This is a genomic window from Paenibacillus oryzae (assembly GCF_001675045.1).
In the GTDB taxonomy this organism is placed as follows: domain Bacteria; phylum Bacillota; class Bacilli; order Paenibacillales; family Paenibacillaceae; genus Pristimantibacillus; species Pristimantibacillus oryzae.
On record NZ_LYPA01000032.1, the window covers coordinates 125,758 to 146,271 of the forward strand.

Here is a 20,514-nt window from a genome sequence, read left to right on the forward strand (position 1 = left end):
TCGCTAATGTGTTAAGAATGCTTTAATTTCTGGGATAAGGTAATCAGCTGCTTCCTCGCCTGCGGCAATACATTCCGTTACTTTGCTAAAATCAAACGCCGCATACTGTCCCACCTCTGGACGAATAACGAGATCAGCCAGGTGCAGGCTGCTATGCTTACGCTCTGCATTCATCAAGCTATACGAGCGATAGACCGCTTCAACTACATTGCGGGGCTGTTTTTTTTCATGCTGTCCAGCCACATCAACAGCAATAATGAAATCCGCATCTTCGTTGCGCATTTCGGCAACGGGGCAATAACGCCAGGAAATACAGAGGTAGCCCTAAGCGCTGTTCCGAGATCTCCACGCTCCATTAATACTTGCTTTCCCTCCATTAAATCAACGTCAACCGTAGGCCCTCGAACTGCACCGCCGCCCAAAACAAGACCTATTATTTTTCAATGCTTCACGCCTCCGGTTTCACAAAAGACCCAAAAACTAAAAAGATGAGACTCGCCTTTAAGCGAGTGCTTCATGGACAAAATCAGACAATAGCTGTTGCTCGTTTTGGGATAAATCGCCAATCAATTTTACATAAGAACTGGCGAGCTCCGCGATTTCACCGCTTATCTCGTCTGACATCGTTTGAATAACGGTGCCCAAAACCGTGCCAACAAACATCAGCAGGCTTGTACCAGGCACTGCCGTTTTCTTAATGAGGCGCTTGATGATTTCCTCCGCTTTGCCTCCAATCTTTTTTAAATAGATAATAAGAATGCCCAAAATACTTCCGCAAAACTCCAGATTAGATCGCTTCTGAGGCATCTCATCCATTAATGTTTTTATCAAATCCTGCACATTCGTATGCTTCCATTTGTTATGAAGCAAATCGCGCAGAGATTGCAGGCTTTCTTCCCATTTCTCGGGATCGCCATCATTGGAGCGTGGCTGCTCCAGCAATTCGGCGGCTTTCTCCGTTGGGGCAAATACAACCTGGGAGCGCCCGGTTTCATTGGGATTTACTTCATAGCTTCGTGTAACATAACCCGATTTTTCTATTTCCTTCAACATATCATAAGCGGTCCACTTGCTGACGCCAACTTCTTTCGCCAATGCTTCATAATGAACCGGTACATGCTGCTTTTTATACATGCCTACCAATTGATTCAGAAATTGCAGCCTTCTTTTGGACATGGCCATCTTCATCTTCTCCTTCCGGGCTCCTTACGGCTAAAATCGTCCAGAGCGAAAAATGGCATAAATAAGCCAAAGAAACATTAAAAATGCAATCGCAAATCCAACCTCGATCACCGGTATTTTCCCCATGATCGGAGATACGGTTCCGCTTATGGCCGCTCCAATGATCAGACCAAGCATTACAATGCTCAAAGCAAGCAATACAATGCTGAACGCAAGGCGGTTAAACAGCCGGTCCAGCTTGTTTAACAGTTCGCCCAATTGCGGAGAATCCGCCTCGATGCGCAGCTTTCCCTGCCGGACAAGCTTCATTAATCGTTTGACGCTTCCCGGCAATTCCTGAACGGCATCAACCAGCTCAGGCACTTCCTCCATTACCTGCTTACCCATGCGAATCGGATTCAGCCGGTTCAAAAATAATTTTGCGCCAAAGGGTTCGGCAACATCAACGACACTGATTTCGGGATCAAGCGAGGTTGCGACCCCTTCCATGGTCAGCATCGCTTTACCCAGCATGGTCATTTCATTCGGAATCCGGATTCGGTGCCGATAAGCCACCTGAAACAAATCCTGAACAGCTACCCCTACGCTCACTTGATTTAACGGAACCTGATAATACTTTTGGCGCAGCTCGTCCACATCATCAAAGAGCTTGCTCTGATCAATATCATCTGGCACTACACCCATGCGGGAAATCGCCCTGATGACTCCCCGGGTGCTTTGATTTCTAAGAGCAATTACAAAGGAGGCGAAGTGATTTTTCAAATGCTCCGGAAGCCTGCCCACCATTCCAAAATCCAAAAAGGCAACCCTTCCGTCCGGTAGCGCCATAACATTTCCCGGATGCGGGTCCGCATGAAAAAAACCAAGCTCCAATATTTGCGAAAAGATGGAGGTTGCGAATCGGTTGGCAAGCTGCTTGGTATCCAGCTGCGCCTCCCTGAGCCGAGCGGGCTCGGAAAAGGGAATCCCTTTCACAAACTCCATGGTCAACACTCTTCGGGTCGTAAACTCCCAATACACATCCGGTATGTGGATATAGGCCAATGTATTGCGCGCCTTCAGCTTCTCCGCATTCCTTGCTTCCTTCATATAATCCAGCTCATCCAGCAGGGCATTGCTTAACTCCTCGACGGCATCTCTTAAATGGTAATGCTTCGCCCAGCTCATTTTCATTTCGCTAATGCGCGCCCATTCCGTCAAAATTTCCAGATCGACGCCGATCGTTTTGTGGATGTCGGGCCGTTGAATTTTTACGATGACCTGGTCTCCACTCTTGAGCACGGCCCGATGGACCTGACCAATCGACGCTGAGGCCAGCGGCTCCTCCGAGAAGGACTTGAATAAAGTCGAAACAGGCGACTTCAACTCGCTTTCAACAATGTTTACAACCTCGGAGTAGGAGAATGGCTTCACATGGTCCTGAAGCCTCTTTAATTCCTCTATTACACCGCCAGGAAACAAATCCGGCCTGGTGCTGGCGATTTGTCCCAGCTTCACAAAGGTCGGGCCAAGCTCCTCCAGCATCAGGCGTATTCTTTTTCCAAGCAAGTCTACACTTGGGTGATCCATCTCACCGTCTTTGGCGCGCCACGATTTCCCTTTATTGTTCAATCCATCGGCAACATAACCAAAGCCATTGCGTGTCAGCGCGCCAACAATAGTTCTGTAGCGAATCAGATGGCGGAATTTGTTGGCCAACAATCTCAACTCCTACATCACTTCGATTGATTTTGCTCAAGGACCTCAATACGCTTTATTAGACCCTCCAGCTCTTCCTTTGTCACCAGATTGTGTTCCTTCAATATAGCTTGAAGCTTTTGCTGTGCGGCCTTTTCAACCGTGCTCTCCATTTCCTTACCCTTGGCAATTGCTGCGTCGATCCACACCTTCGACTCTTCTTTTGTTAATTCCCCCTTCTCCACCAGCTGCCCAACTACCTTGTCTACTTGCTCTTTTCCTATGACAGCCAATCCAAATGCCAATGATACAGCTTTTTCAATGGTTTCTTTCATAAAAAATCTCTCCTTTAGCTTAACATTTTTTGTATAGTATGATCACGAGGACAGGACGCGATACACAACATCACTGCCTCTTCAAAAAACATAAAAGACCCAAAAACACAAAAAAAATGAAGACGCCTACCAGCATGCTCCACCATCAGCACTCGACACCCTGCACACGTCTACTGGCGCTTTTTTGGTTTTTTGTGATTTTATATTAACACTCTGCCCCTGCTCCGTCAACTTAAATGGGGTGCTATTTCTTCTTTCTCTGACTGCAAAAAAACAACCCGGCCCGCCTGACATGGGCGGACCGGGAAGCATGGCAACACAAGCAATCAATTAGGGCTTGCCGCTTTCGCTTTGCTGCCTGTTATTGCTTTTCCCCCTATATTCCAGCACAGACAGCAGCAAGGCTGCAACCTGGGCTCTTGTGGCAACGGAATGGGGGCTAAAACGGTTGTTGCCCATTCCTTCGATTATTCCCGCTTCCTCTGCGGCCGCAATATACGGCAGCGCCCAAGGCTGGATATCTCCGGCATCGGCAAAAGCAGGTTTGGCTGACGGATTCACGCTGATTCCAAGTGAACGGACCAGAATAACCGTCATCTCCGTCCGGGTCAGCGTATTGTACGGACGCAGCGTGTTATCGTCATAGCCCGTAATCACTTTTTCCGTGACCAGCTGGGCAAAAAACGATCTCGCCCATGCAGGAACTTGATTAGCGTCTGCAAAATTCATTGTGTCGCCCGCGCGCTCCTCCAGGTTTAACGCACGCCCGATCATGGTAATGAATTCCGCTCTTGTCGCCTTGGCGTCAGGACGGAAGCTGCCGTCCCCGAACCCTTTAATAATGCCGGCGGATGCAGCCTTTTTAATCGGTTCAGCTGCCCAATGATTGTCTACATCGGTAAACGAAACCGGCGTCGTTGTTGGAGACGGCGTCGAAACCGGTGTCGTCGTTGGTGTTGGCTTGCTCGACGACGTTGGCGTCGGTGCAGGCGATGGCGTCACTGTCGATGTTGGCGCTGGCGTGCTGATTGGCGATGATGTCGATGTAGACGTTGGCGTCGGCGTTGGCAGCGGCTTGCCGTTTAAATCCACAATACGCCCCTCAACAGCAGATGTCGCCGCCGTAATTGTGCCCGCCTTTTGAATATAGCTTGTAAACACCTCGTAATCCGGTAAATACAGCAGCTTGACGCGTCCTTCGTTATAGGCTTTTTCTAACGAAGAGTAGAAATCTCCGCCTTTTGCCGTAAACGCGTTTGTAGCCACTTCATAAGTCGCATTGAGATCAAGCGGCACGTAACGGCTGCCATTTTTGACCTCAATTCTTACGATGCGCTCATTTACAGGCTTGGTAGAATCATAGTCAAAGCGCATGCCGGCAATATGCGGGAAACGCCCGTCTTTTGTTGTTGTAATGGTGGAAACGCCATTTTCCATCGCTTCCTTGATTTCCTGGCCTGTTAGTGTAATTGTAACCAGATCATTGTTGAATGGAAGCACAGTCAGCACTTCGCCTTGCGTGATAGGGCCTTCATCGATAGATGCTCTGATGCCTCCGCCGTTCTGAAGCGCAATGACCGCATTTGTACCCGCCGCCTTTGCCGCCTCCAGCATGCCGTCCGCGATCAAATTACCAAGGTTGGTTTCCTTGGAGCGCACGTCTGCACGAACGCCGTTCAGCACAACATTGCTTTGGCCAATAACGGTGCCCGAAAGCTCCGCAACACCCGGCTTATATTTGCTGTCGAGAATTTGCTTGGCCTCTGCATCCTCCGCGATAACATAGTTGTCATTCACCTTGGCATCGACGGAAATAAGCTCCTCGTCCCAGTCCACTAATACTCCCGCTTCATCAAACAGTACCTTCAATTTGCCCAGGAACTGGCCTTTTTCGCCCGTCTGCACAATCAGCTTCGGCTTATTCTTCTCCGTCCGGTCAACGACGGCTTCGTCCAGCTTCGTGTGACTATGTCCGCCGACGATAATGTCGATGCCGGAAACCGCTTTGGCCAGCTCAATATCCGCGTCATAGCCCAAGTGAGAAAGTACGATAATTTTATTAATGCCCTGTTTTTCAAGCATAGCTACCGCATCTCTTGCGCTTTTGACGGCTTCGTTGAACTTGACGTCGCCAGGAGAAGCGATGTTTGCCGTATCCTCCGTCGTCAAGCCGATGACGCCAACCTCCTCGCCATCTACATTCAATACAATGGCCGGATAAACGCTTTTTTCGACTGCGGGACTGCCAATCTCGTCCTTGAATCGTTTGCTCAAAATAGTATCATCCGAAAAATCAATGTTGGAGGATACAAACGGAAATTTGGCGTTGCCAATAAAGTCATCCAGCACCTGCGAGTTTTTATCAAACTCGTGATTGCCAAACGTCATGGCGTCATAACCGACCAGATTCATAAATTCCAGATCGGCCTGGCCCAAATATTTGTTGAAATAAAGCGTACCGGAGAATACGTCGCCCGCATCCAGCAAAATGGGATTGACCGCTCCAGCCTTTGCTTCCTTGATTGCCGTCACGCGCCGCAAAATGCTGTTGGGCGAGCTGGTGGTATCCAGGTTGGCATGAGTGTCGTTGGTGTGCAGGATCGTAAGCGGGAAGTTCTCTCTCAGGTCAATCTGCGCAAGAACAGGATCATGATCCGATACCCGGCCGGCAGAAGGTGAAAAATCAGCATTCAGATGGACAATATCGACCTCGGCGCCAGCAGTCAGGTTTTTGCTGACCAAAATGTGATCAAGCACCTGCGAATTGCCGTCATAGGTATAGGTGTAGCGTTCGTTCAGAGGCAGCGTGTCGATCAAATTATCCAGCTCGTTGCCTTTAAGAATGGTTGCCGTTCCCGTAAATTGAAAATCATTCAAATCTCCCAATGCCACAATGTTGGCTTCAGGATTTTGTCTCAGCACATCCTTCACAAAACCATTGACAACAGCAGCGATCTCATGGCGTTGAGCCTCGCTAGACAATACCGGGGGCTGCGTTACGCCAAACGGGCCGTTGTCGCCGGACTTGGAATTGAAATGATTCGCAATAACGATAACCTTTTCCCCGTTAAATTCAAACTGCGCCGCCAAAGGCTTGCGCGATGCCCTGAATGCCGCATTCTCAGGGTCAATCCGGCCCGGGTTGTGAGTCAGCTCATCTGCTGTCGCGCTGTAGCCTACGGCCTGGGTCGCGCTTCCCTTCCCGTTAGCGCTATCCGACAGCTTGACGCGGGCCGGATTGTACAGGAAGCCCACCCGAATGTTGCCGCCAGGCGCTCCGCCGTCCACTTTATCCTGCGGCGCAATGTCAGTGTATACATATTGCGGGCCGCCCTTCGCTATAATCGCTGCGATCAACGCAGACGGGTCGGCTTCAACAACGCCATTATCCGTCTCGCCGTTGCCGTCCTGCATCTCGACTACCCCGATAATATCCGGCTTCTTCATGTTGGAAACAATGGATTCCGCCAGCTTGTTTGTTTTGTCCGCTCCTACTCCAGGGTAGTAGTTTTCAATGTTGTAGGAGGCAATCAGCAATTTATTATGATCTGCCACAATGCTCGTCGTTTCCTGCTGGAACCCGCCTTGCGCAATCGCCGGCAGGTCGCCTTTGGCTGGAATCACCTTGAAGTTACCGTTGTTGTAGCCGATAACTCCCGTGACGTCGTCTGTAAACTTGTCGCCAGTATTAACCTGCTGACCCGGATTTCCATAAGCGATCAGTAGTCGCTGCGGATTCAGATTGCCTTCTTCCTTCAATACGAGACCGCCAGCAGGGGTAATGGCGTCTGTGCCGTCATTTTCGACTCGTGTCGGAATGTTGTACACTATGGAGCTGCCATTTCCGCTTGTCCAATACGGACTGAGAATAGTTGGCGCGGGAAGGGTAACAAGCATGCCCTCCAACGATTCGTAGAAGTCGATCGCATCCTCATTCGGCTGAAACTCCTGCATATTGTCATTATCAATAATGGAGGAAGGAATAACCCGGCCGTCTTTGCCCAGAACAACGGGCTTTGGCATCTCGTATGAATGATCCGTTATGATCACTCTTGATGTCATCGTAATCTGCGTAGAGGTCAGATTAGTGGCGCTTCCTTCGTTATATTCGGATACCGTTCCTGTAACGGCAACTAAATCGCCAACAGCCGGCTTCAAAGCTTCGTTTGTGCTGTACACAAAAATCCCTTCGGATGTATTTACGTTTTGATCCGGCTCAGGGTCCTGCATGAAAAAGCCCTTGTAGCCGCCCGTTGCAAACGTATATCCGTATTGCGTAACGATACCCTGCACATCCTTGACGGTCTGTCCGGCAAAGGAAGTAGTATGCGCTTCGCCTTGAATATCATGAATGCGAAGCTGCTCGGACGCTTCATAAGCGAACGTATAAACGCTGCTCTCTGCGCCGCCTGCGACTGCGATGGCTTTGATAACAACATTTTCATTCACTTTAATGGGCGAAACGTATTTGGGACTTGCTGTTGTCGGGGTGGAATTATCCGTTGTGTAATGGATCTCGGCCCCCGCTGTTGGGCTGGACAACGTAACCTCTTGTCCAATGACAATGCGGCCTGCCCCCGGGTTCGCCATAACCGACAGCATATTTTCAACCAATGCTGACTCACCCAGGGGAATAAATTGATAAACGTCTCTATACTGCTTAATTACACCTGTAATTCCCTCAAAGGTGACACCTGCTTGGAGCTTGGACAAATTGGAGTAAATAATAAAATCAGATCCGCCTTGCGTTGCCGTTACTGTGCTGCCTTCAACCTTCTTGATCGTCACGTTCTCCAGCGTAACCAGCTCGGATTCATGGTTTTCTCCATTTGCTGTCGACAGATCAGCCGCTGTCAGCAGCTTTGGCTCCGGCACCCCCGCATTTTCCTGGACAACTCTGTACGTCAGTCCATTCTGCGGCTTGATCTCCTGCAAATTGTTGAAAATATCCATGACGCCGCTAACCTCAACACGATCGCCGACTTTGGCGAACGCAGGGAAGCTGTAGAGCATAATGCCGCCAGTTTCATCCTGAATATAGATGTCAGAGCCGTCGATAAACGTCACGACGCCTTCCGTCCATATATTTTGTCCTTTGTCCTTCGTTCTGGCTGCGGCGATATCGCTTTTATCCAGAATGGAATAAACAAAAGCGGATTCAGGACTATCCGCCATGCCCGGCGCGGTTGCACGCGCCTTAATCGTCATTGCCTCATTAAGGGTAATGGGTCCCGTATACGGAGCATACGTAGACTCGCCCACCGTCACCTGAATCGAAGCGCCTGCCGTTTCCGTGCTCAGCGCTATTTCGGTTCCCTCAGGCCAGGCATTGGGCTCCGGCGAAGCTGTTACAGCTCTGACAGCCAGCTCGCTGTAGGAGCTGTTGCGCGGATTAGGCGTTTTGACTTCAAAATCCGCCGAATTGTTGCCAGAATCCTCGCCTCTGCTGCCTTCCGATGAATCCGCGGCAGCCTTCCGTATCGCCGCTGTCGTATTGGATAAGGCGCCGGTTGGACTGCCTTCCGCTTCATTGGCCGTTCCGTACCCGACCAAATCAATGACTGCGCCGGAATCGTCAACCAGATCCACCTTTCCATTTGTTCCGCCCATGGCTATATTGCCGCTGGCATCCGGTGTTGGCAAATCAGCTCCGTTTGCGCCTCCCGAGGCTTGCTGAACCAAATAGTAGCCTTTGGCTCCAATTGTTCCGTTTAGTCCCGTTACGTTTGATGTATTGCTCCACGAGCCCGATGCGCTGGCATATCGAACCTTCCAATTTGTCAGAGAAACAGGTTGATTAGTAGGATTATATAGTTCGATAAAATCATTTTTATATGGCGCTCCGCTGTTGCCGCCGCCTCCAAAAACCTGAGAAATAACTACATGACCGGCCTCTGCCGCCTTTACGGACACGCCCATGCCGCTTAAAGCCGTTCCAACCAGAAGAACAGCCGCCAGCATGATGCTTGTTGTCCTCTTCATTCTCGAAATCCATCCCTGCATTCGTTATTGCTCCTCTCTTTATTCGTTTCGTGAGTTGTAAAGCTTGAAATTACTAAAAACATCACGCCACCATATTAGAGTAGTTAACAATTGTCATCCAGGCGTTAAATAAATATGGAGTTCAGGTAAACATGGCCTGCCAATGGTTTCCTTTAATGGAGCTGTCTCAAAAAATGCTCTTCCACACATATTTGTAGTAAGCCGGAAACTCCCGCAGAATGGAATAAACGTCCCGAAGCTCGTAATAATCGGCATGGGCCCCGTATAAGGGTCCAATATCCATCCTTTTAAAGGCCAGCTTCGTTCTCGATATATGAAAATATTGCGAAATTACCATCGCGGATTCCCAACCCGCTTCGTCCATAATCCGGGCAGCATTTCGTGCGGTCCAATCCGAGTTTATTCCTTTATTGTCCTCTATGATGCTCTCTTCCGGTATGCCTGCCTGAACAAGGTAGCTTTTCATAACCTGTGCTTCATCGAAGCCTTCTTGACCAATACCTCCACTTACGATGATGTGGTCAAAATATCCCTTGTCATACAGCTCCGCGGCCTTATCCAGTCTGGCCTTCAACCGCTCTGAGGGTTCGCCGCTATCTTCCACCTTATTCCCTAATACAACAGCAACATCCGCCTGCTTAAGCTCATCGCTCAGGCCATCTGTCAGGATGACAGCCGTATGTACAGCAAACCAGGCCAAAATTACGGCAGCCGTCAGCAGCAGACGCTTCGCCAGCCTACGACGCAATTGCTTCCCCCCTTTCAACCAAACTAACTGGAGCACGACTCCAAAAGCTTCCGTATTTAGCCCGGAAAGCCGCTTAGATGCTCATGCACCAGCCTCCAATCTCCTTGCTCGTCCTTCAGAAATACATTGGTCGCTCTGCCGCCGCCTTGAACAAACTTGCCTTGAAAATACCCCTCATAATGGTAGTAATAAATGCAAGTAGCGGCTCCATCCGTTTTTACGACCCATTGAACCTGAGAAGCGGAATACTTTTCATCCTGAATACTCCTCCAGGCCTGTTCAAAATACGCTTGAATCTCATCCATCGTCCTGCATTCCTTATCGCCAAACCAATAAACGGCGTCGGGATGCAGCAATCGTGCCACCTCGCTGAAATCATGGGTGTTAGTCGCCTTTATGTATTGCTCCAGCACGGCTTCAGGGAACATTACGCCAATCACTCTCCTTTTTCATAAAAATAGCAGCCCTCTATGAGCTGCTCTCGTTGCCAAACGTGTGAGTAAAACCGTAATACCTGCTATTCTCTTTACGCTTGGCTTATCTATTAAACGTTAGCTTTCCGTTAAAGGTTGCCAATAATTCATAAGCGGATGGATTTGCAAAATGAAGTAAACGAAGTCTATAATGCTTTTTTCAACGGACATAAACCGGCTCGTTCTCACATCGGGGTGTCCGAACTTGTCAGTCCTGATCTTTTAATCGAAATCGAAGCGATCGCAGTATTGGATAAATGAGGGGTCGCGTCAAGCCGCAAACGGCGGCTTGACGATTGACCGTCGAAATCAGGTCCGGGAAATTGCTCCTGATCATTCCTTATGAAACAACGCGACATATTCGTCCTTGGTCAGTCCGAACAAAACAGTATCATGATGTCGTCCGTTCAGGTAGTAGACCTGACGCCGTACTCCCTCTTGAATACACCCTACTTTTCTCAGCATAGTTGCGGATGCTTCATTGCCTTCCAAAACAAAATTGTTGAATTTATGAAGCCTGCGCTCAAAAAAGGCGTATCTCAGCAGAATATGCAAGGCTCGAGTGCCATAGCCCTTGCCCCGATGAGGTTTATCCAATACAATGCCGATGCTGAACGTGCCGTTCCTTTCATCGATGCTGTTTAAATTAACGCCGCCAACGTTTACTCCGCCAAGGGTTTCAATAGTAAACATAATTCTTCCGTTTGTTGATGTAAAATCCGTATTTTGCTCCACAAATCTTTTGGCATCCGTCACGGTTGGCGGGAGTTCGGTTTCACATTCCAATAATTGACGCGCTGGCGTATCAAAGCCGCCGATATAACAGCTTTCCCAATCCTCGGCTGAAATGGCTCTCAATCTAATGACATCATCCTGCCAATAGTAGTCGCTAAAATCGATTTTCTGCATTTAGTTGTCCCCCGTTCCTGTTACTAACATTTTCAGTATAATCCTTTATTTATGGATACGGGTTGTATTGAACAGGTATAAAACATTTTTTCTCTTAGCCAGTGCTGCTTCCCATCTTCTTGATTTATAAGGAAACCAAATCATCCTTTTTTCGCAAGAAATAGTCCAGAGCTTTAGCGAGCATGGGCTGTAAAATTGACAAATGTCCTTCCCCTTCAAAAAGCTTGAAGTCCACCTTTAAGAGAGGTGAATTCGGGGATGAAAGGCATTTATGCATAGCCTCCGCATCCTCGGCCATGTATGGAAGCTCCTCCGAACCAACCGCCATATATAATGCCTTTTGCCCGCCCAATTGAATTTGTCCGTTGCAGAAGTCTTCAACCTTTTTCATCAGATAGCGATTTTTCCACCATATGGACGGGCTTCCCGCCATATAGGTTTGAAAGCACTCCGGATGGTTAAACAAGGTATGGAGAACAAAAAAACCGCCTAGCGAATGGCCGAATATAGCTTGTTTAACGGGGTTAACAGGAACAGTCCGCGCGATCTCCGGCTTTACCTTGTCCTCTATAAACCGCAGAAATTGAGAGGCGCCCCCTACCTCGGGCAGCTCCATTCCATCCGGCGATTCGTCGTTGGTTGCGTGAATCGTATAATCCCAAAACCGTCTTTTGAAATCAAAGGGTTTGTCAGTGGGATAACCGATACCAACAATTACCGCAGGCTCGTAGCTGGCATATGTATAGTGATCCATTCGGACGCCCTCGACCGCCGAACCAAAAACAGCATTCCCATCAAGCAAATAAAGCACCGGATAACCTGCCTCCGGCGCAGGAGTATCCGGTATATAGACGTAGATGCGATATTCGCTTTGATTCTCACCAAATATCGACCACTCCTTTGTTCCGGCAATGGAGAATGGTCTTTTAAAGCTGTCTCTCATGGGCCGGTTATTACAGGCCCAGGTCGTCGGCTAGCGCTTCAACGCCCGTAAAGATGGAATCGCCGTAGCCCCAGAAGTTGTTGAAGTCGATGACAAAGATTTTTTTGTTTTTAATAGCGTTAATGCTTTGCACCTGCTCGTTAGCCAGCAGCATCGCAATGGTTTGCTCCGGATCGATGCCGCCGGCGTATTTGGAAATGACCAGCGCCTCCGGGTTTAGCTCCACAAGCTGCTCCAGACTGATTGTGCCTGTTTCATCGATAAGCATATTATGCATATTGATCAATGACACTGCGCTTTCAATAAAGGTATCCGTATTTCCGTTGTAAATACCGACAGTGCCGTCGCCGTTGTCAAAAATAGAAGCATAGTTGATGGTTTCGGCGCTTGCGCGAGCCGCCAGCGCAGCTTCGCGTGTTTTAAGCTGCTGGATATAAGCAGCGGCATTAGCCTGCACGTTGAAGATTTCGCCCAGCTCGGTAATATCCTGATACAAATTGTTTAACGATGCGCCTGAAACACTCGTTCCCTGCACATACGTTTTAACCCCCAATTCGTTCAGGCTGTCTACTGTGCCAACGCCCCAATCGGCATCCTGGAACAAATCGCCGCGCCCTACAACAAGCTCTGGCGAAGCGCCTATTGTTAATTCCTTGCCCACATAGCCTTCGGCCAAAACGGGAATTTTACTAAACTCATCCGCAATATCCTCAGGCACATGACCGTACACCGCGGCAACCCCAACTATTTTGTCGGTCAAGCCTAGACGGATTAACAGCTCGGCTGCGCCCTGCGTGTTAGCAACTACTTTTTGTGGCGCCTGGCTAAAGGTTTGCTCCTTCGCTGTCCAAGCGCCGTTAGCCATAGTATAGTTTGAAACAGTCACAGGGTAGGTCGTCTGAGCTGCGCCTTGAGCAGCCTCATCACCGTTATTCTCATCCGTTGGCGCATTCGCAGCGCTATTGTCCGCAGGCTTCTGTGCGTTCTTGTCGGCAGCGTTGCTGCCATTATTCGTACTGGAGCAAGCCGCGAGCACAAACACAATCGCAGCGATCAAGCAAAGAAACGTACCCTTTTTAACCAATCCTGACACGTACAAACATCCCCTTTTTCATTCATCGGTGTCCTGTTAACCATTGCCTCAAATCGTCATTGCTCAGTATACAGCAATTGTCCAAGGTTGTAAATGAGAATCAGTATCAACATATTGAAAATTGTTCTCAGATGTTTTACAGTAAGATAGTTCGCAAAATCAATCATAGAGGGGCATATTCCGATGCACGTTCCATCCTCGCAGCAAGGCTCCAAGCTGGCTGCGCTCATTCATTCCAAAGCGGGCTTCTACTCCTTCGTTTTTCTTTTGCTGATTCTGGCTCTGTTTTCGATAGGGGTTTCCGTTTCATTGGGGCAAGTCGACATTCCGCTTGGACAAACCTATCGTATTTTGCTCTATAAAATAACGGGTTTTATCATAGGCGACCCAAGCGGGGTTGTATCGGGGTCTTATACGGATATCATATGGAGCATTCGTTTTCCGCGCGTGCTGCTTGCATTGTTAGTTGGAGCTGGTTTATCCCTATGCGGCATGGTTATGCAGGCCACTGTCCAGAATCCATTGGCCGATCCCTACATACTGGGCATTTCCTCCGGCGCGTCGCTTGGCGCAACCTTTGCTATTCTGGTCGGCTTTGGCGCGGTTGGCATGTTCGCGCAATACAGCTTGGCGTTTGGCGCCTTCATCGGGGCTTTTGGGGCTTCGCTGCTCGTTCTGACATTAGCAGGACTAGGTGGCAAAATGACCTCCGTCAAGCTTGTCTTATCCGGCATGGTCATCAATGCGTTATGCCTGGCGTTTTCCAACTTTATTGTCTATTTCGCCAATAATGCCGAGGGCATTCGCACGGTTACCTTCTGGACGATGGGCAGCCTGGCAACGGCTACCTGGAGCAAGCTGCCGCTGATTTCCATTATTGTAGTGCTTGCCATCCTGTTTTTCCTTATTCAAACCCGCATCCTGAATACCATGCTTGTGGGCGACGAAGCAGCCGTAACATTAGGCATCAACTTAAGCTCCTTCCGAAAATTTTATTTGCTTGCCACTGCGCTTATCACCGGCGTCATCGTTGCAAGCTGCGGAATGATTGGTTTTGTCGGCTTAATCATTCCTCATATCGTGAGGGGGATGGTCGGCTCCGACCACCGCAGATTATTGCCGATCACTGTACTCATTGGCGCCATTTTCCTTGTCTGGACGGATGTTTTGGCCCGCACCATCGTTCCGTCAGTAGAACTGCCCATTGGCATTATTACGGCGATGATTGGCGCGCCGCTGTTTATGTACATGCTTGTTAAAAAAGGCTATTCATTCGGGGGTAAATAGCAATGGAGCTTACTGTCAACGACCTGTCCGTCTCGATCGGGAATCACGCCATCGTGCAGGATGTCGCTTTAAAAGTAACGAATAAACAGTTTGTCGGCTTGATCGGGCCAAACGGCTGCGGCAAATCTACATTGCTTAAGAGCATTTATAAAATCATAAAGCCGGCGCATGGAGAAGTATTTCTTTCCGGGCTTGATGTGCTGCGTTCTTCTCCTAAGGTCGTATCGAAGCAGCTTGGCGTTGTAGGCCAATTCAATGAGCTGAGCTTTGATTTCACCGCCGCCGAAATGGTCATGATGGGAAGAACCCCGCATAAAGGCTTGCTTGAGGCCGATCATGCCAAGGATCACGAAATTGTGCGGGAGGCGCTGCGCAAGGTTAATTTGGAAAGCTATGCCGGACGCAGCTACAACTCCTTATCAGGCGGCGAAAAGCAGCGCGTAATTTTGGCCCGCGCCTTGGCGCAGCAGCCGCAGTTTATGATTTTGGACGAACCGACCAATCATCTCGACATCAAATATCAGCTGCAAATTCTGCAGATCGTCAAGCAGCTCAATATCGGACTGCTGGCAGCCCTGCACGATCTGACGCTTGCGGCCAAATATTGCGATTATTTGTATGTCATGAAGAAGGGCCAGGTATATGCCAGCGGCAAGCCGGAAGAGGTGTTAAGCAAGGAGCTTATTCGCGAGGTATTCGAGGTGGAATGCGAAATATACCGCAATCCGGTTACGCAGGATTTGGGTATTGCTTATTTCCATATGTAGAATATAAAAGGCAACAACAACCGGGCGTCGCCGCAATGACGATTACGCTGGAGGGAGTCGATTCTACATAGAACAAACTCCCTTCACAATACTCAAACGATTATTACGTAGTATCATTGCGGTTAGGCATAAAAACATCTAATAATTTCCCTGCCTGATAATAAGGATAATCCATCACCTTTTGAACCTTTTCCGCCATCTCCTTATCGGAGAATGACTCCACAAGATACAGCCCTAAATCTATTGAAGCTGAAACGCCGCCTCCCGTAAATGTATTTCCGTCCCGTACTACACGCGCTTTAACAACCTCCGAGCAATAAGGAGCCAATAAATCATATGCGGAAGGGTTCGTTGTCGCCTTTTTACCGCTCAAAAATCCCGCAGCGCCCAAAAGCAACGCCCCCGTACAAACAGACACCTTGTACTCCACATCGCGAGCGCTTCCAATCCAGGACATAAACGTTGTATCGTATCTCAGCTCTCTCGTGGACATGCCGCCTGGAATAAAAATCAGATCATATTGGGATAGATCGGGGTACACATGCTTAACCTTTATGGTCATGCCCCGGTCATCTACAACTTCCTCCTTATTTGCACAGAGATCCCACGACATATCCTCCTTCACCTTAAAAATGTTCAGCCAGGATACCGCATCATAAAAACCAATAAAATCCAAGGTCGTCATCTTGTCAAAAAGGATATAAGCGATTTTCATTCCCTGACACCTGCCCCTTCAACTATGAATGGAAACAAAAAAAGCATCTGATCGTTCAGGATCAAATACTTTGCCCAGGCGAACGGCTTATGAAAATAGGTGCTCCCCCGTGGTGCTCCACGCTTCGCCAGTTACACCTACCATTTATTTACTGACATTATACACAACGCCCTCCATTTTTGGCAAGGCCCTCCTCTATCGTTTTCAAAAAAGAAAGCACGGCAGCACCCATCTGCTCCAGCCCTGGCTGCTCAATGGGAAAATGGCCGGCGCCCTCTAAAATAACGCATTCTTTTTTGCCTTTAATTTTGTCGTAAAAAGATTTGCTATAGCTAAACGGGGTCTTCGGATCTACTTGGGGATGCACAAGCAATACCGGACAACAATCAAACTCCTCCGGCTTCAGAATCGGCTTCCTGTTTAAAAACGTTCTTAATAGGCGAAGAGGAATTTGTACGCCCGCCGCTTGCTTGTCATTCATAATAAGCTTGGTCAAAGCATCGTTATTCGTAATCAAATTCATGCGCGATACATGCTTTATAGAAATAGGAAAGGAGTCTAATAAATACGAAAATTTGTCCATAATCATTTTTCCTGCGCGGCTGATCAGCTTGTTAGGGGCCAGTTGATCGCGAACCTTGACATCGCTTGTATCTACAAATGTTGTTGCAATTAACCCTTTAACCCGCTTGCTTTGTACAGCCGCGTGATAGGCCAGCATGCCGCCAATGCTGGTGCCTAACAAAATAACGGGCTTGCCATCCTTTTCTAATTCCCGATTGATCAATTCATTAATGATGTTAATCCAGAGCTGATAATCCAATGCTTTTATGGAATCGGCATAGCTTAAACCATAAGGCGGAAGATCAGGCGACACGACCTCATAACCGTAATTTTGCAGCATACGCGCATAAGGCGCCAGCATTCTGCCATTGCCTCCAGCCCCGTGGATCAAAATAATTTTTAAGGCAGCATGTGGAACAGCCATACGGTCCAGATGGACATGAACATGGTTCCAAACCATCCATTCTTCCGACGGTGCATTATGTTCATTTATCTTCATTTCCTCAGAGAAAAACGTCTGGTATTGCTTCCAGTACGTTTCCGTCTGATTATAAGCTTTAGCCCTGTCCATATATGTAACGTTCCTCTCTGATGACAAACTGAGTTCATTACGCTTGTTCCATTCCAGTATACCTGAATGTAACGATGAGAGGATACCAATATCCCCATTAATCTCCTTGAGATTGGGGTAACCTAAAATGCCGAATAATTTAAGGCAATTACAGTTGAAGGAGGGAACACATGATGGCTCACAATAAACACAAGTCGATGGAAGCCAAAAATCAGGCTTTTGCCAAGCAATCCAGGGAAGCCGAAAATAACGTTGCTGCCTCGACAGACGAAAATACCAATCAGAAAGGCCATGTGCCTAACAGCCCATCAACGGGTTAGAACGGGATAAATCGGAATAGCTCCAATTCCAAATGGGACCTTCCATAAGGCAAGCAACGACAGCCTAAGATGAAATAAGCTTAGACTGTCGTTACTATTGCTACTCCTGTGGCGGCCCATATGGAGCATGATTATGCCGCATACAGCCAAATAAATAACAGCCCGAATACAAGGACGGAGTAAACTCTGCTTTGGGGGTATACCCGTCGGATGACACACGCTCCAATAAAGATTCGTAGCGGCTAAGCTCACGGTTCAGCTGTTCAATATAGGCTGTTTTATCGGCAAGGGTCCACGTTTCGTCACATTCCTCCAGCTCGCTGTCCTGTATGTCCCGTTGCTTCTCTTCCATCACTTCTCTTAGTAGTTGTTCGGCGGTTTCCATCTGATTCAGCTTGAACAGTGAATAGATGTAGCCTTCAACCCATCCGGGCTGCTTGTAATAGCTGCCCCATCCTTTTTGGAACCAGATAGCGGCCTCGCGATACAGCTTCATTTCCAGATAAAGCTCGGCCACCTCAACACTGCCTGCAAATTCACCATCGTTTTCGTCAAAAGCATCCAGTTTCTCCTTGGCCTCTATCACCCTTCCCAGTTCAATCAAGCATTTCACATGATTGTACATGGAATAATCGGACACCGATTTGGAGCCCTTCCGAAAATACGCTGCGGCCTCCTCCAGCTTGCCTAAATAATAACTGGCAATTGCCAGGTTATGAAAAGCTTCCGTTGTTGGCGTTAGTTGAATGGCTTGCAAAAGCAGGCGATAAGCCTTCTCCCACTCCTTTTGTTCAACATAGATTTCGCCTGACAGGCTAAAAGGAAAATGAGAGTACGGAGCCATTTGCAGCGCCTCAGCTAACAGCTCCTCAGCCTGCTGGCTTTTACCCTCTTCATGATAATAAAACCAGGCAAGGTTTGTTAAGGATTGTACATTTCTGGACTCCTCCACGGCCAGCTCAAAAGCCGCCAACGCTTCCGTATAAAGACTTTTTTCATAAAGCTCAATCGCTCTTTGATTGGTATTCAGGTTGTACACCCCCTGCATACGATTCGTTATAATCAGTATACAGATACGTACAGCTCAATGGGTGAGTTTTTCTCGAATCCCTCTATAAACAGATTCGCACAGCTCCGTTGTAAACCTGCCCGACATTCCTTCAAGCGCTGTATTGGTAAACGCTACAACACTAAGCTCCTCGCACGGATCAACAAACCAGGAATGACCATAGGTGCCGCCCATTCGCCAAGTTCCCGGCGATTCCGGCGTATTGGCAGCTCCTGAGTCTTTAAGCAGTGTGAAGCCAAGCCCAAAGCCTCTCCCCGGCCAATAGGGCATCACAAGGTCGCCAATTTGATTGGTTGTCATTTCTGCGACAAGCGCCTCGGGCAAAATCGGATTTCCTCCCTGCCGCAATGCCTCCAACAGTTTAATAAAATCTCCTGCGCTGCCGACCATTCCGGCTCCTCCAGATGGATAAGCCGTCTTATCCGTGAACCTGTCCGGTGAAAGAAGGAAGCCTGCCGTCCCCTCCAGGAAAGGAATGGTATCAAAATCCTGCAAGCGTCGCGGCTTTCCGGCACAATCTGCGTAAGCCGCGGTTAATCTGTCCATATCCACAGCTGTGAAATCCGTATCCATCATTGAAAGAGGATGAGTGACAAGCAAACGTACAGCTTCACTTAGCGGTAATCCCGTTACCTTTTCGATAACCGCTCCAAGCACATCGGTTGCTATGGAATACCTCCACATCTTCCCTGGCTCATATAAAAGCGGGACAGAAGCCAGTCTTCGCAAATTCTCCTCAAGCGTAATTCCCGCCAAATCCATGCCGTCCGATACCCCGGCAAGCTCATATGATCCCGCTTCTTCCTGAAAGAAACGGTAGGTCAAACCGGCAGTATGCGTCATTAAATGGCGAATGGTTACTGAGGCATATTGTCCGGTTGTCAGCTTGGGACGAAAAGCTGGCAGCCAGTTTTCCACCAGATCGCTTAAATGCAATTTCCCTTGCGATATTAATACCAGGGCTGCCGTTGACACAATCGGCTTGGTTACAGAAGCAAATCTAAACAATGCATTTTCCTGCATTGGCCTTTTCTGCTCGCGATCGGCCCAACCGGCAGCCCTATTGTAAACAAGCTCGCCGCCTGATGTAATTTGGACGACGGTACCCACAATCCTCTTTTCCTCTAATGTGCGGTCAATGACCTCATTTACATCCTTATGCAGCAAATCCAGATCTATTGTTCTCATGCTTCTCTCCCTCTCCTGTTGTTATTTACTTGATTAGTTATAGCAATTGCGTTTATTATATTAATTATTTCCGGCGCTTTACATGAAACAAACAAGCTATATAAAGCAACTAACAATGATTCTAAAGGTATTTGCAAGAAATAACTTTCAAAACAAAGGAGATGCTACTATTGGACGAAATTGATAAAAGCATCCTGCTCCATATGCAAAATCAGGCAAGATTATCAATGACAGATGTAGGCAAGCTGGTGGGACTATCTCAGCCTGCTGTTACAGAACGAGTTAAGCGCATGGAAGAAAAAGGCGTTATTGAGGAATACCGGACCGCCATTGATTCGCAAAAAATAGGCAAACAATGTACAGCCTATATGCTTGTTCGGACCCGTAATTGCAATCCCTTCCTTGATTTTTGCCGTTTATCGCCAGAGGTCATAGAATGTCACCGGATAAGCGGAGAGCATAATTATTTATTAAAGGTGCTCACAGAAACAACCAAGATGCTGGAGGAGTTTGAAAACCGGTGCGATCAATACGGAACCTATACGACCATGATTGTTATGTCTTCGCCAATTGCCTACAAAAATCTCATCGGAGAAGCGGACTTACTTGCGTAAGAGCACTCCTCTAATCCCCCAAAAAATGAATCCGTCATTTGACGAATTCATTTTTT

General features: G+C 48.2%; 19 protein-coding genes and 1 riboswitch. Of the genes, 5 read left to right on the top strand and 14 right to left on the bottom strand.

Annotated elements, in window-relative coordinates:
• Nucleotides 1-3 precede the first annotated feature (3 nt).
• The 7 genes from A7K91_RS05525 to A7K91_RS05555 form a co-directional block, all read right to left on the bottom strand.
• Complete coding sequence (locus tag A7K91_RS05525; RefSeq protein ID WP_068680517.1) at nucleotides 4-282, bottom strand: patatin-like phospholipase family protein; 279 nt, start codon at nucleotides 280-282, stop codon at nucleotides 4-6.
• Nucleotides 283-501: 219 nt separating this feature from the next.
• Nucleotides 502-1,182, bottom strand: coding sequence for a helix-turn-helix domain-containing protein (locus A7K91_RS05530; RefSeq protein WP_068680519.1), 681 nt, complete (start codon nucleotides 1,180-1,182; stop codon nucleotides 502-504).
• A gap of 30 nt (nucleotides 1,183-1,212) precedes the next feature.
• Nucleotides 1,213-2,880, bottom strand: a complete 1,668-nt coding sequence (locus tag A7K91_RS05535) for an ABC1 kinase family protein (protein WP_342671730.1) — start codon at nucleotides 2,878-2,880, stop codon at nucleotides 1,213-1,215.
• Nucleotides 2,881-2,897: 17 nt separating this feature from the next.
• A complete protein-coding gene (locus tag A7K91_RS05540; RefSeq protein ID WP_068680522.1) occupies nucleotides 2,898-3,194 on the bottom strand; it encodes a phasin family protein in 297 nt (98 codons plus the stop codon).
• A 330-nt stretch (nucleotides 3,195-3,524) separates the two neighbouring features.
• Nucleotides 3,525-9,197: a 5'-nucleotidase C-terminal domain-containing protein gene (locus A7K91_RS05545; protein WP_068680524.1), complete on the bottom strand. Its 5,673-nt coding sequence runs from the start codon at nucleotides 9,195-9,197 to the stop codon at nucleotides 3,525-3,527.
• A gap of 166 nt (nucleotides 9,198-9,363) precedes the next feature.
• Complete coding sequence (locus A7K91_RS05550) at nucleotides 9,364-9,945, bottom strand: YdcF family protein (RefSeq protein WP_068680529.1); 582 nt, start codon at nucleotides 9,943-9,945, stop codon at nucleotides 9,364-9,366.
• Between the two features lie 56 nt (nucleotides 9,946-10,001).
• Nucleotides 10,002-10,373, bottom strand: coding sequence for a YybH family protein (locus tag A7K91_RS05555; protein WP_068680530.1), 372 nt, complete (start codon nucleotides 10,371-10,373; stop codon nucleotides 10,002-10,004).
• Between the two features lie 162 nt (nucleotides 10,374-10,535).
• On the opposite strand from A7K91_RS05555, the gene A7K91_RS25950 reads away from it, so the two are divergent.
• Nucleotides 10,536-10,679 carry a RidA family protein gene (locus A7K91_RS25950; RefSeq protein WP_245697270.1) on the top strand — a complete coding sequence of 48 codons (144 nt, stop codon included), beginning with the start codon at nucleotides 10,536-10,538 and terminating at the stop codon, nucleotides 10,677-10,679.
• Nucleotides 10,680-10,751: 72 nt separating this feature from the next.
• On the opposite strand, the gene A7K91_RS05560 is transcribed toward A7K91_RS25950, so the two are convergent.
• From A7K91_RS05560 to A7K91_RS05570, 3 genes are all read right to left on the bottom strand, one after another.
• A complete protein-coding gene (locus A7K91_RS05560) occupies nucleotides 10,752-11,327 on the bottom strand; it encodes a GNAT family N-acetyltransferase (RefSeq protein WP_068680531.1) in 576 nt (191 codons plus the stop codon).
• 124 nt (nucleotides 11,328-11,451) lie between these two features.
• Nucleotides 11,452-12,270: an alpha/beta hydrolase gene (locus A7K91_RS05565; RefSeq protein WP_068680533.1), complete on the bottom strand. Its 819-nt coding sequence runs from the start codon at nucleotides 12,268-12,270 to the stop codon at nucleotides 11,452-11,454.
• Nucleotides 12,271-12,280: 10 nt separating this feature from the next.
• Nucleotides 12,281-13,363 carry an ABC transporter substrate-binding protein gene (locus A7K91_RS05570; RefSeq protein ID WP_068680534.1) on the bottom strand — a complete coding sequence of 361 codons (1,083 nt, stop codon included), beginning with the start codon at nucleotides 13,361-13,363 and terminating at the stop codon, nucleotides 12,281-12,283.
• A gap of 183 nt (nucleotides 13,364-13,546) precedes the next feature.
• On the opposite strand from A7K91_RS05570, the gene A7K91_RS05575 reads away from it, so the two are divergent.
• Together A7K91_RS05575 and A7K91_RS05580 are read left to right on the top strand one after the other, a co-directional pair.
• Nucleotides 13,547-14,650, top strand: a complete 1,104-nt coding sequence (locus A7K91_RS05575; protein ID WP_068680535.1) for a FecCD family ABC transporter permease — start codon at nucleotides 13,547-13,549, stop codon at nucleotides 14,648-14,650.
• Between the two features lie 2 nt (nucleotides 14,651-14,652).
• Nucleotides 14,653-15,417 (top strand): ABC transporter ATP-binding protein, encoded by a 765-nt coding sequence (locus A7K91_RS05580; protein WP_068680536.1) that lies wholly within the window; start codon nucleotides 14,653-14,655, stop codon nucleotides 15,415-15,417.
• Nucleotides 15,418-15,520: 103 nt separating this feature from the next.
• On the opposite strand, the gene A7K91_RS05585 is transcribed toward A7K91_RS05580, so the two are convergent.
• Together A7K91_RS05585 and A7K91_RS05590 are read right to left on the bottom strand one after the other, a co-directional pair.
• Nucleotides 15,521-16,132, bottom strand: coding sequence for a DJ-1/PfpI family protein (locus A7K91_RS05585; RefSeq protein WP_068680538.1), 612 nt, complete (start codon nucleotides 16,130-16,132; stop codon nucleotides 15,521-15,523).
• Between the two features lie 65 nt (nucleotides 16,133-16,197).
• Nucleotides 16,198-16,277: riboswitch (ZMP/ZTP riboswitch) on the bottom strand.
• Nucleotides 16,278-16,289: 12 nt separating this feature from the next.
• Nucleotides 16,290-17,267, bottom strand: coding sequence for an alpha/beta hydrolase (locus A7K91_RS05590; RefSeq protein ID WP_068680543.1), 978 nt, complete (start codon nucleotides 17,265-17,267; stop codon nucleotides 16,290-16,292).
• Nucleotides 17,268-17,437: 170 nt separating this feature from the next.
• Here A7K91_RS05590 and A7K91_RS26355 point away from each other — a divergent pair, with 170 nt between their 5' ends.
• The gene (locus A7K91_RS26355) at nucleotides 17,438-17,587 is read left to right on the top strand and encodes a hypothetical protein (RefSeq protein ID WP_156739342.1); all 150 of its coding nucleotides are present in this window, start codon (nucleotides 17,438-17,440) and stop codon (nucleotides 17,585-17,587) included.
• A gap of 100 nt (nucleotides 17,588-17,687) precedes the next feature.
• Here A7K91_RS26355 and A7K91_RS05595 read toward each other — a convergent pair whose 3' ends face one another.
• Together A7K91_RS05595 and A7K91_RS05600 are read right to left on the bottom strand one after the other, a co-directional pair.
• Complete coding sequence (locus tag A7K91_RS05595; protein WP_082967256.1) at nucleotides 17,688-18,626, bottom strand: tetratricopeptide repeat protein; 939 nt, start codon at nucleotides 18,624-18,626, stop codon at nucleotides 17,688-17,690.
• A 45-nt stretch (nucleotides 18,627-18,671) separates the two neighbouring features.
• Nucleotides 18,672-19,844, bottom strand: a complete 1,173-nt coding sequence (locus A7K91_RS05600; RefSeq protein ID WP_068680544.1) for a serine hydrolase domain-containing protein — start codon at nucleotides 19,842-19,844, stop codon at nucleotides 18,672-18,674.
• Between the two features lie 170 nt (nucleotides 19,845-20,014).
• Here A7K91_RS05600 and A7K91_RS05605 point away from each other — a divergent pair, with 170 nt between their 5' ends.
• A complete protein-coding gene (locus A7K91_RS05605; protein ID WP_068680545.1) occupies nucleotides 20,015-20,458 on the top strand; it encodes an Lrp/AsnC family transcriptional regulator in 444 nt (147 codons plus the stop codon).
• Nucleotides 20,459-20,514: the final 56 nt, after the last annotated feature.